This window comes from Streptomyces sp. NBC_00433, from assembly GCA_036015235.1.
In the GTDB taxonomy this organism is placed as follows: Bacteria; Actinomycetota; Actinomycetes; order Streptomycetales; family Streptomycetaceae; genus Actinacidiphila.
The window spans coordinates 2,076,836-2,090,439 of record CP107926.1 but is presented as its reverse complement, the minus strand read 5'-3'; the positions used below and the strand labels follow the sequence as shown (position 1 = coordinate 2,090,439).

The window sequence follows — 13,604 nt, the reverse complement described above, 5'->3', positions numbered from 1 at the left end:
GACTCCGCCGCCGCGGACGCCGTGGCGCACGCCAAGTCCGCCAACGCGGGCAAGAAGGCCAAGGACCTCAACGAGGTCATCCGCTACACGCTGTGGTCGGTCTTCCGGCTGCGCGCCCCGCTGCCCGAGGACCGCACCGGGTACGCGGACGAGGTCCAGGAGCTGTTCGACCAGCTCGGCGCCAAGGACGTGACGATCCGCGGCACCTACGACGTCTCCGGCCTGCGGGCCGACGCCGACCTGATGATCTGGTGGCACGCGGAGACCGCGGAGGCGCTGCAGGAGGCGTACAACCTCTTCCGCCGCACCCGGCTGGGCCGCGCGCTGGAGCCGGTGTGGTCGAACATGGCGCTGCACCGCCCGGCCGAGTTCAACAAGTCGCACGTGCCGGCCTTCCTCGCCGACGAGACGCCCCGCGACTTCGTCAGCGTCTACCCCTTCGTGCGCTCGTACGACTGGTACCTGCTGCCCGACGAGGACCGCCGCCGCATGCTCGCCGACCACGGCAAGCTGGCCCGCGGCTACCCCGACGTCCGCGCCAACACCGTCGCGTCCTTCTCGCTCGGCGACTACGAGTGGATCCTCGCCTTCGAGGCGGACGAGCTGTACCGCATCGTCGACCTCATGCGGCACCTGCGCGCCTCCGAGGCCCGCATGCACGTCCGCGAGGAGGTCCCCTTCTACACCGGCCGCCGCCGCCCGGTCGCCGACCTGGTCGCCGGTCTGGCCTGACCGCACGCCCCACCGGCGCGCGGCCCTATGCCCGCCGCAGGTCGGGGTGGTCGGCGACGACCGTCGGGGAGCCCGGGGGGATCTCGGTGAAGCCGGCGTCCCGCACGACCGGGAGGGCCGTCGCGGTGAGCCGCGCCCACTCGTCCGGCGCGGGGGTGCGGACCGCCAGCGGGAAGCCCGCCGCGGTCCAGGCCGCCCGCTCGGCGGCGTCCAGCTCCCACCAGGCGAGCTGGGCCCCGTGCCCGGCCTGGGCCATCGCCTTGCCCGCCGACATCGTCAGGTCCGGGTTGGTCCACAGCACCGGCACCCCCTCCGGCGGCGCGGCCACCGGCTCGGGGTCGTCCAACTCGGTGCCCGACACCTGGAGTTTGGCCAGGTCCTTCGGCCAGCCGTCCAGCGGCACCGGCGGGAAGACCCGGACCTCGGCGGCCCGCCCGGTCACGGTGATGCCGGGCAGCGCCGCGGCCTTGCGCCATTCCGCGCCCCGCGCCCGCCGTACGACCTTCCTGATCCTGGCGTCCTGCCAGTCACGCACCGCCTGCGCCCACTCGCCGTCCTCGGCGGTGGCCCGCTCGTCGGACAGCAGGGTCAGTACGGCGCGGGCGGCCGTCTCCAGCGCGTCGGTGCGCGGCGGCGGCGCGTCCCGCTCGATGCGCACCACGAGGGGCAGGACGAACTGCGGTGCCGCGTCCCGCTCTGCGGCACGGTGCTGGAAAGGGCTGGTCACGGGCCAAGTCTGCCACCGCCCCGCGGCCCGGCACATGGGTGGGCCCCCGTACCGCGGGGTACGGGGGCCCACCCATGCCGCTATTCCTTCGGGCTGAGCCGCAGGGAGATCGAGTTGATGCAGTAGCGCTGGTCGGTCGGGGTGCCGTAGCCCTCGCCCTCGAAGACATGGCCGAGGTGCGAGCCGCAGGTCGCGCAGCGCACCTCCACCCGCACCATGCCCATGGTGCGGTCCTCGATCAGCTCGACGGCGTCACTGTCGGCCGGGTCGTAGAAGGACGGCCAGCCGCAGTGCGACTCGAACTTCGTGTCGGAACGGAACAGCTCGGCGCCGCACGCCCGGCACCCGTACACGCCCTCGGTCTTGACGTCGGTGTACTCGCCGGTGAAGGGACGCTCGGTGCCGGCCTTGCGCAGGACCGCGTACTCCTGCGGTGACAGCTCCTCGCGCCACTGCTCGTCGGTCTTGTTCACTTCATACGACATGGAGGTCCTCTCAGCTGCCGAGACGGGCGAGAATCCGTGGTCCGAGGTCGGTCACGTCACCCGCTCCCATAGTGAGAACGAGATCACCGGGCTTCGCCATTCCTGCCACCGCCTCGGGCACCGCGTCCCGGTCGGACTCGGCCGTCACGTCGGCGCCCGCGGCCCTCGCGGCGTCGATGATCACCGCGCTGGTCACCCCCGGGATCGGGTCCTCGCGCGCCGGGTAGATGTCCATCACCACCGAGGCGTCGGCCAGCGCGAGGGCGCCCCCCATCTCCGCGCCCAGCTCCCGGGTGCGGCTGAAGAGGTGCGGCTGGAAGACCACCAGCACCCGGCCGCCCTCCGCCGCGCCGCGGATCGCCTCCAGGTCGGCGGCCATCTCGGTCGGGTGGTGCGCGTAGGAGTCGATCACCTGCACGCCGGCCGCCTCGCCCTTGAGCTGCAGCCGCCGCCTCACCCCGGTGTACTTCGCCAGCGCCGACGCCAGATTCCGGGCCGGCGCCCCGAGCGCGATGCCGGCCGCCAGCGCGGCGACCGCGTTGAGCGCGTAGTGCCTGCCGGGGACCGACACCGTGAAGGTCATCATCCGGCCGTCGAGCAGCACGGTGACCTCACTGGTCAGCCCGCGCGGGTTGATCTTCACCACCCGCACGTCGGCGCCCTCCGACTCGCCGACCGTGACGATCCGCAGGCCCCCGATGTCCCGCACCCGCGAGGTCAGCTCCACCGCGCCCGGCTGGTCGGCCGAGACCACCAGGGTGCCGCCCGGCCGCACCTTGCCGACGAAGGTCTCGAAGGAGTCGTAGATATCCTCCAGCGAGGCGTAGTTGGCGTGGTGGTCCAGCTCCACGTTCAGCACGATCGCCACCTCGGGGGCGTACGTGTGGAAGCTGCGGTCGCTCTCGTCCGCCTCGGCGACGAAGACCTCCCCGCCGCCGTGGTGGGCGTTGGACCCGGGCGCGTCCAGGTCGCCGCCGATCGCGTACGACGGGTCCATGCCGAGCGCCGTCAGCGCGACCGCCAGCATCGAGGTGGTCGTCGTCTTGCCGTGCGTGCCGGCCACCGCGATCGGCCGGGTGCCCTCCATCAGCGCGGCCAGCGCGTCGCTGCGGTGCACCACGGGCACCCCGCGCTCGCGGGCCGCCGCCAGCTCCGGATTCTCCGGCCTGATCGCACTGGAGACGACCACCGCGGTGGCATCCTGCGCCAGGTGCGCGGCGTCGTGCCCGGTGTGCACGGTCACGCCCAGCGCGCGCAGCGCCGCTACCGTCCCCGACTCGCGCGAGTCACTGCCCGCCACCCGCGCCCCGCGCTGCGCGAGGATCTTCGCGACCCCTGACATCCCGGCGCCGCCGATACCGATGAAGTGCGGTCGGTCCATGGTGGGCGGAACGGACGGGCTCATACGCGGATCTCCAAAGGGGTGAGCCGTTGACGGGTCAGCCGATTCTCGCACTGCCCGCGGCCCCCGGCCCTCACTCCTGGACCTGTCCCCGGCTCGGCTCCTCGCCGACGTCCTGCTGGGCGAACAGCTTGAGCACCGGGACGCCCACCTTGTGCCGGGCGCGGGAGGTCCAGTCGCGGTGGAAGAACTCCTCCACGAAATGCGGCGCCGTCAGCACGATGACCTCGTCGGCGCCGGTCCGCTCCACCACCGTCCGCAGCGCGTCCAGCGGGTGCCGCTGGACGATCTCGCCGACCGCCTGGGCGCCGGCCGCGTGCAGCGCCGCGATCGAGTGCACCAGCGCGCGCTCGGCGGGCTGGAGGGCCTCGTCGCCCTCCGGCACCTCGTTCTCCCTGGCCGCTTCCTCCAGATAGCCGAGCGCCACGTCGTCCACCGCCCGCAGCAATCGGTCCTGGTCGCCCCTGGGCTGCATCAGCACCACGAAGGAGACCGGCTCCTCGCCGTGCAGGGTCGTGATCAGCTCCACGTCCGCCGAAGCGAGCGGCTTCTCGATCATGAGTACGGTCGTGAACACGGACGCGTCCTTCTTTCTCGCGCTTCTCGCGGGCTCTCTCGCAGGCCACTCGGCCGCTGTGCAGACAATCCTGCCCCGATCTTCACAGGGCACCGGGGTAAGTGTTCCCGAGCGGCGCCAAGCGGAACGACGGAATCCGGTTTTTTGCGGCTCATCCTTGCCCCGGTCGTGCGCCATCCGCTCAGGCGCGGACATAACGGGTGAAGAGGAAGCCGTCCTCCTCAAGGACGGACAGCGGCACGAAGCGGGACGGCCCCGCGGGCACCGCGGGGCCGTTCATGACGCGGGGCGCGTCACCGCCCACCAGCAGCGGCGCCACCGTCAGGCACAGCTCGTCCAGCACGCCGGCCGCCGCGAACTGCGCCAGCAGGCGGGGGCCGCCTTCGTGCAGCAGGCGGGTGTGGCCCAGCGCGGCCAGTTCCGCGACCGCGCGGGCCGGGTCCACGCCGTCCTCCCCGGCCAGCACCACCCGGGCGCCGGCCGCGCGTGCCGCGGCGAGCCGCTCCTCGGGCGCCGTGCCGCCCGTCAGCACCACCGTCGGCACTGCCGGCTCCCTGAACAGCGGCGCGTCGAAGTCCAGGTCGAGCCGGCGGCTCACCACCGCGATCACCGGGGCCGGCGACTGGCCTTGGGCGGCGCGCTGCTCGGCGAAGTCCTTACGGGCCTTGGCCGGGCGGTAGCCCTCCTGGCGCACGGTCTCCGCGCCGACGACGATCGCGTCCGCGAGGGCGCGGAGCGTGCCGAAGACGCGCATGTCGGCGGGGGAGGAGAGGGGGGCGGACTTGCCGTCGGCGTGGGCGGAGCCGTCGAGTGAGGCGACCATGTTCGCGCGTACGTAGGGGTTTGTGGTGGGGGCGGGGTACGCGTAGGCGGCTGCCAGGCCGTGGGGGGTGGTGAGGTCGGGGTCCGCCTTCCCGGCGGGGGGGTGCAGGCGGCGCATGCCCAGCAGTCTTCCACGGGCTGTTTTCGGCCGCCCGTTCGCTTGCCCGCCCTCCCCCATGGCTCCGCATGGGGGAGGGCGGGCAACACCCCGCCCCGCAGGCGCGGGGAACCACGCACGGGCGTGCGGTCGCCGATGGTGGCGTACCCCCGCAGGGGGCGGGAGACGGCGAACCCGGGGCGTCAGGCTCGGGGAGGACGCATTAGGCTAAGGAGCCGTGTCGTCTTCCGCCCTGATCAGACCGGTCGCCCTCAGCGGGCGCAGCCCGCAGCCCGAGGTCGGGCGCCTGGTCCAGGAGATGGTGCCGCCGCCGCGGTTCGACGGTGTGCGGTTCGAGACGTACGTGGCGGACCCGTCGCAGCCGAGCCAGGCCGCCGCTGTGGCGCGGCTGAGGGCGTTCGCGGAGCGGCAGGCGCCGCAGGCGCGGCGGGGGTGGTTCAGGCGGGAGCCGGCGCCCCCGGCCGGCGGGGTGTATCTGGACGGCGGCTACGGCGTCGGCAAGACGCATCTGCTGGCCTCGTTGTGGCATGCGACGCCGGCGCCCAGGGAGCGCAAGGCGTTCGGCACGTTCGTGGAGCTGACGAACCTGGTCGGGGCGCTGGGCTTCCAGCCGGCGGTGCAGGCGCTGAAAGACCACTCGCTGCTGTGCATCGACGAGTTCGAGCTGGACGACCCGGGTGACACGGTGCTGGTCAGCACGCTGCTGGGCAAGCTCGCGGACGCGGGCGTACGGCTGGCGGCGACGTCGAACACGCTGCCGGGGAAGCTGGGGGAGGGGCGTTTCGCCGCGGCGGACTTCATGCGGGAGATCCAGGGCCTGTCCGCCCGGTTCACCAGTGTCCGGATCGACGGGGTGGACTACCGGCACCGAGGGCTGCCCGCGGCGCCCGAGCCGTACTCGGACGACGAGGTGCTGCGGGCGGCGCTCCGGACGCCGGGATCGGCGCTGGACGACTTCGACGCGCTGGCCGCGCATCTGGCGGCGGTGCATCCGAGCAGGTACGGGGCGCTGTGCGACGGGGTCGAGGCGGTCTTCCTGCGCGGGGTGGGCGAGGTCACCGACCAGGCGACGGCGCTGCGCCTGGTGGTGCTCGCCGACCGGTTCTACGACCGGGAGATACCCGTGATGGCCTCGGGCGTGCCCTTCGACCGGCTCTTCGGGGCGGAGCTGCTGGTCGGCGGATACCGGAAGAAGTATTTCCGTGCGGTGTCCCGGCTGACCGCGCTGGCCAGGGACGCCGGGCGGCCGCATGACGCTGGCGGGGCGGCCTGAACGGGCGCACGATCGGCGCATGGGCAAGAAGGACAAGCGCGAGAAGGCGGACGGCGGCCTGCGGGCGAAGCTGCGGGTGCCGCAGGACGGCGTGAGCCTGGCGGAGTACGACACCCGGGCGACGCCCGGCGGTCCCGACGGCAAGGCGGCGGCGCTGGCCGAGATGGTGCAGGTGCGCGAGCGGCTGGCCGACCTGCAGGAGCGGCTGTTCGCGCAGAGCACCGCGGGTGACCCGCGGAGCCTGCTGCTGGTGCTCCAGGGCATGGACACCTCGGGCAAGGGCGGCACCGTCAAGCATGTGGCGGCCGGGCTGAACCCGACCGGGGTGCGGGTGACGGCCTTCAAGGCGCCGACCGCGGAGGAGTCGCAGCACCCGTTCCTGTGGCGGATCCGCAAGGCGCTGCCCGCCCCGGGCGAGATCGGCGTCTTCGACCGCTCGCACTACGAGGACGTGCTGATCACCCGGGTGCGGGACCTGGTGCCGCAGGCGACCTGGAGCCGGCGCTACGGCGTGATCAACCGCTTCGAGCAGTCGCTCGCGGACGACGGCGTCACCGTGGTGAAGGTCTTCCTGCACATCGGCTACGAGGAGCAGCGCGAGCGGCTGGTGGCCCGGCTGGACAACCCGGCCAAGCACTGGAAGTTCAACGAGGGCGACATCGCCGAGCGCGGGCTGTGGCCGGCCTACCAGCAGGCCTACGAAGCCGCCCTGACCCGCTGCTCGACCGACACCGCGCCCTGGTATCTGGTCCCCGCCGACCGCAAGTGGTACCGCAACTGGGCGGTCGCCAAGCTGCTGCTCGAACACCTGGAGCTGGTCGGGCCCGACTACCCGAAGGCCGATTTCGACGTCGAGGCGAGCCGGGCCGCGCTGCTCAGGACCTAACCCGAGCACGCGGTGCGCTGGGCCTCCTGCCACTCGCAGACGGGGCAGTAGGTGGCACCGCGGGTGCTCGCCGGGTGTTCCGTCGGCTCGCCGCACAGCACGCAGTCGGCGAGCGGTTCCGCGGGCGGGGAGGGCGGGGTCGTGGTCACTCTTCCACCGTAGCGCCTGTGGTGCGCAGGACGGCTGCCCCGCGGGCCGGGAGCTGGACGCAGGGGCCGGGCAGGATCTTGCAGCCGGGGCGGGCCAGCACCAGGTCGCAGGGGGCGTTCAGCGGGACCCGGGCCGGGGCGTCGGAGAAGTTCACGACGATACGGAAAGGGCCGCGGGCCACCCGTAGCGTACGGCCGCCCGCGGTCGCGGTGACGGCGTCGAGCTGCGGGTCGGTCAGGGCGGGCTCGGAGCGGCGCAGGGCGATCAGGGCGCGGTACCAGTCGAGCAGTTCGCGGTGCTCGGGCTTGTCGGACTCGGCCCAGTCCAGGCAGGAGCGGTCCCGGGTGGCCGGGTCCTGCGGGTCGGGGACATCGTCCTCGGGCCAGCCGTGGGCGGCGAACTCGCGGCGCCGGCCGCGGGTGATGGCCGCGCCCAGCTCCGGGTCGTGGTGGTCGGTGAAGAACTGCCAGGGGGTCGTCGCGCCCCACTCCTCGCCCATGAACAGCATCGGGGTGAAGGGCGCCGTCAGCACGAGGGCCGCGGCGCCGGCGAGCTGCTGCACGGTGAGCCGGTCGCCGGTGGCCCGGTTGCCGATCTGGTCGTGGGTCTGCGCGTAGCCGACCAGCCGGTGGCCGGGGACGGTGCTGGGGTCCAGCGGGCGGCCGTGATGGCGGCCGCGGAAGGAGGAGTGGCTGCCGTCGTGGAAGAAGCCGTGCCCGAGGGTCTTGGCCAGCGCGGCGGGTCCCGCCGCGGCGAAGTCGGCGTAGTAGCCCTGGGCCTCGCCGGTGACCGCGGTGTGCAGGGCGTGGTGGAAGTCGTCGTTCCACTGGGCGTGCAGGCCCAGGCCTCCGGCCTCGCGGGGGGCGGTGGTGCGCGGGTCGTTGAGGTCGGACTCGGCGATCAGGAACAGCGGGCGGCCGAGGGCCGCCGACAGCCCGTCGACGGCGACGGACAGCTCTTCGAGGAAGTGCAGCGCGCGGGTGTCGACCAGCGCGTGGACCGCGTCGAGCCGCAGCCCGTCGAGGCGGTAGTCCCGCAGCCAGGCCAGCGCGCTGCCGGCCAGGAAGGAGCGGACCTCGTCGGAGCCCGGCGCGTCCAGGTTCACCGCGTCGCCCCAGGGCGTGTGGTGGCGGTCGGTGAAGTACGGGCCGAACGGCGGCAGATGGTTGCCCGACGGGCCGAGGTGGTTGTGCACCACGTCGAGGACCACGCCCAGGCCGTGCCGGTGCGCCGCGTCGACAAAGCGCTTCATCGCCTCCGGGCCGCCGTAGGGTTCGTGCACCGCCCACAGCGACACCCCTTCGTAGCCCCACCCGTTGGTGCCGGGAAAGGGGCACACGGGCATCAGCTGGATGTGGGTGATGCCGAGCCTGGCCAGGTGCGGCAGCCGTTCCGCGGCCGCGTCGAAGGTGCCCGCCGCGGTGAAGGTGCCCACGTGCAGCTCGTAGAGGACCGCCCCCGGCAGCCCGCGGCCCGGCCAGGGCGCCGACCAGGCGAAGTCGTCGTGGTCCACGACCGCGCTCGGCCCGTCGGGCCCGTCGGGCTGCCGGCGCGACCGCGGGTCGGGCAGCGGCGGGCCGCCGTCCAGTACGTACGCGTAGCGGGTGCCCGCCGGCGCGGGCAGCTCGGCGTGCCACCAGCCCTCGCGGCACGGGTCGGGGTCGAGCCGGTGGGTGCGCTCTTCGATCAGGATCTCCACCTGCTGGGCAAGGGGCGCCCACACTTCGAACAGCACGCACATCTCCCGTCCGGTCCGCGACAGTCGGTCCCGGGCTGATGCATGCCCGCCGACCGGGCCGCTCAGACGAAGTTCACTCGCCGCGATCCGGGCGGGCCCTCACGCCGACTGGTGCAGCCCGCGGCCCGCCAGCGTCAGGAAGACCTCGCCGACCGCCTCTGACAGGGTCGGATGCGGGTGGATGTGCCACGCCACGTCGGCCGGCTCCGCCTCCCAGCCGACGATGAGCTGGCTCTCCGCGATCATCTCCGACACATGCGGTCCCACCATGTGGACACCGAGCACCGGGCCGCCGCCGCGCGTCGCGACCACCTTCACGCTGCCGCCCTGCCCGTGCACCATGCCCTTGGCGACCGCGGTCAGCGGCATCGCGTTCACCACCACGTCGAGCCCGCGGTCGCGTGCCTGCTGCTCGGTCAGGCCCACCGAGGCGGTCTGCGGGCTCGAATACGTCACCCGCGGCACCGCCGGGTAGTCGATCGGCCGCGGCGCACCGCCCGCCAGCACCTCCGCGACCAGCAGCCCCTCGGCGAAGGAGGCGTGCGCGAGCCCCGGGGACGGCGGCGGCAGCAGGTCGCCGACCACATGGACGCCGGGCACCGCGGTCTCCAGCCGCGCCCAGTCGGCGGGCGCCACATGGCCGCGGGCGTCGGTCGCGAGCCCCGCCGCGGCCAGGCCGAGCCCGTCCGTGACCGGCTCCCTGCCGACCGCGACCAGCAGCCGCGCCACCTCGTGGACCTGCTCCGCACCGCGGGCGGTCGCCACGGTGACCCGCACCCCGCCGTCGTCGCCGCTGCCGTACAGATCCGCGCCGGTCAGCCGCGTCCCGGTCAGCACGTCGACGCCGCGCTTGCGCAGCCCCCTGCCGAGCTGCCGCGACACCTCCGCGTCCTCCAGCGGCAACAGCCGCTCCGCCGCCTCGACCAGCACCACACGGGCGCCCATCGAGCGGTGCAGTGAGGCGTATTCCACGCCGATCGCGCCACCGCCGAGCACCAGCACGGAGTCCGGCAGGCCCGGCGCGAAGAGCGCGTCGTCGCTGGTGACCACCCGCCGCCCGTCCGGGACCAGCCCCGGCAGCAGCCGCGGCCGCGACCCGGTCGCCAGCACGATGCCGCGCCGCGCCCCGTACGCCTGCCCGCCGGCCACCACGGAACGCGGCCCGGCCAGCCGCGCTGCGGCCCGCACCACCCGCACCCCGGCATGCGCCAAGTGGGCCTCCACGCCCCGGTGGTTGCGGGCCACGATGTCGTCGCGGGTCGCGGTCAGCGCCGGCCAGTCCACCGCGTCCAGGGTGGCCTTCACCCCCCACCGCTCACGCGCCTCGGCTATCCCGTCGACCAACTCCGCAGCGTGCAGCATCGCCTTGCTCGGGATGCAGCCGCGGTGCAGGCACGTGCCGCCGACCAGGTCCCGCTCCACCAGCACCACGTCCAGGCCGAGGGCCGCGGCACGCAGGGCGGTGCTGTAACCGCCCGTGCCGCCGCCGATCACGATGACATCCGCGGTGTCCTGTGTGCTCGTCATGACCGCCAGTCTCCGGCCGACTGCTGCCATGAGTCCAAGGCCTAATATGTGTGAGAGTCATGCAGGATGCTTATGGGAGGTGCTCCGGGGTGAGCCTGCGGCAGATGGAGTACTTCACGGCCGTGGTCGAAGCCGGGTCCTTCACCCGGGCCGCCGAGCTGCTGCACGTCACCCAGCCCGCGCTCTCCCACCAGATCAAGGCCCTGGAACGGCACATCGGCGGCCAGCTGCTGGAACGCCTGCCGCGGGGCGTACGGCTCACCCCGATGGGCCGGGCCTTCCTGCCGCACGCCGAGGTCGCCGTACGCAGCGCCGCGCAGGCCGCCCGCGCCGCCCGTGCCGCCGCCGGGGCGGTCGGCGGCGAGCTGCACGTCGCCGCGGTCCACTCCGTGGCGGCCGGCCTGCTGCCCCCGGTCTTCGCCCGCTGGCGGCGCGAACGCCCGGGTGTGGAGCTGGTCCTGCACGAATACGGGCGGGACGAGGACCTCGACGACAGCATGGAGCGCGGCGTCGCCGACCTCGCCGTCGGCCACGGCGGGAGCGGGGCCGCGGCCCGCGTCCCGCTCGGCGACGAGGAGGTCGTCATCGTGCTCCCCCCGGGCGACCCGCTGGCCGGCGCCGGCCCCGTCGCGCTGGCCGCGCTCGCCGGGCGGGACTGGATCCGCTGCGCGATGGAGCCGGTCGTCGAGGGCCGGCCCTTCATCGACCTCGCCTGCGAACGCGCCGGGTTCGCACCCAGGACCGCGGTGCGCACCGAGCACACGACCACGGCGGTTGCCATGGCGGCGGCGGGGGCCGGGGTCGTCGCGGTCCCCACCTACGCCATCCCCCCGGGCACGCCCGTCACCCCCCTCGTCCCGGCCTGGCGCAGGCCCCTCTTCGCGTGGTCCCGCACCACGCTCGCCGGCCCTGCCGCCGCACTCGTCTCCCTCCTCCTCCCCGCCACGCCGCTTCCCTGACGACCAGGGCCCTGCCCCTTGCGGTCCGTCCTTTGCCCGCCGCCCGGCGGGGGCTTGTCGCGCAGTTTCACCGCGCCCCTGGGCGGGGGCCTCGTTCTGTCGCGTTCAACCCGCTCGCTGTTCGCGGGTGTGACCTGTCGCAGGACGGCCGCGGTGCTGCCAACGCCGTCAACGCCTGCTCCAACGCCCCAACCCCCCTGGTGCCTGACGGTCACTCATTTTCCGCTCGCGGTGGACGGCACACGGGAAAGCGCGCCGGTGCGGAGCGCGTGATCGCTGAGATATGAGGATAAGCGGTTGACCCATTGGACCGTCACAACGCAGCCCCGCGCCCTGGTATGCGGTCGGCCAGCGCCGGAATGCCCTGGAGTTCGCATGGCGGGGTGGCTTACGGCGGCGCGCAGGCAGTCGCGAAGCTACTGCTGAGTGCCGGTGGAGGCGGATGCGCCACCCGGCGCCGAGTTGACTCGCTCCCAAAATGACTATTGACCCTAATGACGCATCGGAAGTCGTGGGTTCACTCGAACGCACCGCCGTCTCGGTGGTTCTCGCCGGATAGAATGCCAACGGCATCCGACGCGCACTCGGCGACCAGTTGCCTTGCCTCCGAGGAAGACCGCTGACCCTGATGGTGCATCGGATGCCATAGGTTCACTCTGATGAATCGTCGGCTGAGCAGCATTCGCCGGATAGAGTTCCGACGGCACGAACGGCTGTTTCCTGCCCCCCCTAGAAGGAGCACCCCTCGATGACGTCGAATACTTCACGTGCGCCCAGGCGGCGCCTGAGATCAATCTGGGTCGGGGCGCTCATCGCCCCACTGGCCATCACGTCTGTGCTTGCTCTGACTGCGACACAGGCGAGTGCCGTCGCGACACCCGTCCCGCTCGGCACCGCGGAGAGTTTCGCGGTTCTGGCCGGAGCTTCGATCACCAATACCGGGCCGTCGGTTATCACAGGGGATATCGGGGTGAGCCCCGGAACATCGATCACCGGCTTCCCTCCGGGCGTGGTGAACGGGGCTCAGCACGTCGCGGACGCTGTGGCGGCCCAGGCTCAGTCCGACCTGGTCACGGCGTACAACACCGCGGCAGGCGAGGCAAGCGACTCGGCGCTTCCCCCGGACGCGGGCGGCTTGAACCTGGATCCGGGCGTCTACACCGCGTCGTCCACGCTGGGGCTCACCGGCACGCTCACCCTGGACGCCCATGGCGACCCCGCCGCTGTGTGGGTGTTCCAGGTCGGTTCGAGCCTGACGACGGCCTCGGCCAGCCAGGTGGTCCTCGTCAACGGTGCCTCCCCGTGCAACGTGTTCTGGCAGATCGGCAGCTCCGCGACCCTGGGCACCAGCTCCACGTTCGTGGGTAACATCCTGGCGCTGACCTCGATCACTGTCACCACGGGCACGAGCATCGACGGACGGGCCCTGGCCCGCAACGGCTCGGTCACCCTGGACACCAACAGGATCACGCTGCCCACGTGTGCCGGGAACACCACGGGTACGACCACGGCCGGTACGACCGGTACGACGACGGCCGGTACGACCGGTACGACGACGGCCGGTACCACGGGTACGACGACGGCCGGTACGACCGGTACGACCACGGCCGGTACCACGGGTACGACCACGGCCGGCACGACCGGTACGACGACGGCTGGCACGACGGGTACGACCACGGCCGGCACGACCGGTACGACGACGGCTGGCACGACGGGTACGACCACGGCCGGCACGACCGGTACGACCACGGCCGGTACCACGGGTACGACGACGGCCGGTACCACGGGTACGACGACGGCCGGCACGACGGGTACGACGACGGCCGGTACGACCGGTACGACCACGGCCGGTACGACCGGTGGCACCACTGGTGGCACCACGGGTGGTCCTTGCGGCTGTGGCCATAAGCCGGAAGGCGGCTACGAGCACGGCGAGGATGAGTACTGCGGCGGGTACGGCGGCGGGTACGGCGCCGGCTACGGCAGCGCGTACGGCAGTGACAGTGCGTACGGCAGTGATCAATGCAGCGGGTACGGCAGCGAGCACGGGTCGGACGAAAAGACCGAAAACAAATACACGCACAAGGTCAACGGCAAGGTCGACAAGATCCACGAGAACGTCGACTCTCGGGTCGGCTGACAAGCGATCAGCATGAACCCGTTGGTCGGAGGGGCTTGGTGTGCGGCGGAATCCATCTGATTCCGCCG

The 13,604-nt window shown here is 72.9% G+C and carries 13 protein-coding genes; 5 read left to right on the top strand and 8 right to left on the bottom strand.

Going from position 1 to position 13,604, the window contains the following annotated elements:
• Positions 1-21: 21 nt before the first annotated feature.
• Positions 22-732, top strand: coding sequence for a chlorite dismutase family protein (locus tag OG900_08530; GenBank protein ID WUH95678.1), 711 nt, complete (start codon positions 22-24; stop codon positions 730-732).
• A 25-nt stretch (positions 733-757) separates the two neighbouring features.
• Here the strand turns inward: OG900_08530 and OG900_08525 are convergent, their stop codons facing one another.
• The 5 genes from OG900_08525 to OG900_08505 all read right to left on the bottom strand — a co-directional run bounded on the left by OG900_08525 (position 758) and on the right by OG900_08505 (position 4,863).
• Complete coding sequence (locus OG900_08525; protein ID WUH90142.1) at positions 758-1,495, bottom strand: peptidyl-tRNA hydrolase; 738 nt, start codon at positions 1,493-1,495, stop codon at positions 758-760.
• Between the two features lie 44 nt (positions 1,496-1,539).
• On the bottom strand, positions 1,540-1,944 hold the full coding sequence (msrB, locus tag OG900_08520; GenBank protein WUH90141.1) for a peptide-methionine (R)-S-oxide reductase MsrB: 405 nt from the start codon (positions 1,942-1,944) through the stop codon (positions 1,540-1,542).
• Positions 1,945-1,954: 10 nt separating this feature from the next.
• A complete protein-coding gene (gene murC, locus OG900_08515; GenBank protein WUH90140.1) occupies positions 1,955-3,349 on the bottom strand; it encodes a UDP-N-acetylmuramate--L-alanine ligase in 1,395 nt (464 codons plus the stop codon).
• Between the two features lie 70 nt (positions 3,350-3,419).
• Positions 3,420-3,923, bottom strand: coding sequence for an indole-3-glycerol phosphate synthase (locus OG900_08510; protein ID WUH90139.1), 504 nt, complete (start codon positions 3,921-3,923; stop codon positions 3,420-3,422).
• Between the two features lie 181 nt (positions 3,924-4,104).
• Positions 4,105-4,863, bottom strand: coding sequence for a pyrimidine reductase family protein (locus tag OG900_08505; protein ID WUH90138.1), 759 nt, complete (start codon positions 4,861-4,863; stop codon positions 4,105-4,107).
• Positions 4,864-5,080: 217 nt separating this feature from the next.
• Between OG900_08505 and zapE the strand changes: the two genes are divergently transcribed.
• On the top strand, positions 5,081-6,136 hold the full coding sequence (gene zapE, locus OG900_08500) for a cell division protein ZapE (GenBank protein ID WUH90137.1): 1,056 nt from the start codon (positions 5,081-5,083) through the stop codon (positions 6,134-6,136).
• Positions 6,137-6,155: 19 nt separating this feature from the next.
• A complete protein-coding gene (locus OG900_08495; GenBank protein ID WUH90136.1) occupies positions 6,156-7,022 on the top strand; it encodes a polyphosphate kinase 2 family protein in 867 nt (288 codons plus the stop codon).
• Here OG900_08495 and OG900_08490 read toward each other — a convergent pair.
• The 3 genes from OG900_08490 to OG900_08480 all read right to left on the bottom strand — a co-directional run bounded on the left by OG900_08490 (position 7,019) and on the right by OG900_08480 (position 10,437).
• Entirely contained in the window at positions 7,019-7,171 is a 153-nt protein-coding gene (locus tag OG900_08490) for a hypothetical protein (GenBank protein ID WUH90135.1), read from the bottom strand. The genes OG900_08495 and OG900_08490 overlap by 4 nt on opposite strands.
• Positions 7,168-8,907, bottom strand: a complete 1,740-nt coding sequence (treZ, locus tag OG900_08485) for a malto-oligosyltrehalose trehalohydrolase (protein ID WUH90134.1) — start codon at positions 8,905-8,907, stop codon at positions 7,168-7,170. Before treZ ends, OG900_08490 begins: the two co-directional genes overlap by 4 nt.
• 102 nt (positions 8,908-9,009) lie before the next feature.
• Positions 9,010-10,437, bottom strand: coding sequence for an FAD-dependent oxidoreductase (locus OG900_08480; protein WUH90133.1), 1,428 nt, complete (start codon positions 10,435-10,437; stop codon positions 9,010-9,012).
• A gap of 104 nt (positions 10,438-10,541) precedes the next feature.
• Here OG900_08480 and OG900_08475 point away from each other — a divergent pair, with 104 nt between their 5' ends.
• Both OG900_08475 and OG900_08470 read left to right on the top strand, forming a co-directional pair.
• Positions 10,542-11,396, top strand: coding sequence for a LysR family transcriptional regulator (locus OG900_08475; GenBank protein ID WUH95677.1), 855 nt, complete (start codon positions 10,542-10,544; stop codon positions 11,394-11,396).
• Between the two features lie 970 nt (positions 11,397-12,366).
• Entirely contained in the window at positions 12,367-13,536 is a 1,170-nt protein-coding gene (locus tag OG900_08470; GenBank protein WUH90132.1) for an ice-binding family protein, read from the top strand.
• Positions 13,537-13,604: the final 68 nt, after the last annotated feature.

Bases quoted from the DNA above. Each gene is read 5' to 3' on its own strand.
- OG900_08505 (WUH90138.1), bottom strand. From the start codon at position 4,863: ATGCGCCGCCTGCACCCCCCCGCCGGGAAGGCGGACCCCGACCTCACC.
- msrB (WUH90141.1), bottom strand. From the start codon at position 1,944: ATGTCGTATGAAGTGAACAAGACCGACGAGCAGTGGCGCGAGGAGCTG.
- OG900_08480 (WUH90133.1), bottom strand. From the start codon at position 10,437: ATGACGAGCACACAGGACACCGCGGATGTCATCGTGATCGGCGGCGGC.
- OG900_08475 (WUH95677.1), top strand. From the start codon at position 10,542: ATGGAGTACTTCACGGCCGTGGTCGAAGCCGGGTCCTTCACCCGGGCC.
- OG900_08525 (WUH90142.1), bottom strand. From the start codon at position 1,495: ATGTGCCGGGCCGCGGGGCGGTGGCAGACTTGGCCCGTGACCAGCCCT.
- OG900_08495 (WUH90136.1), top strand. From the start codon at position 6,156: ATGGGCAAGAAGGACAAGCGCGAGAAGGCGGACGGCGGCCTGCGGGCG.
- murC (WUH90140.1), bottom strand. From the start codon at position 3,349: ATGAGCCCGTCCGTTCCGCCCACCATGGACCGACCGCACTTCATCGGT.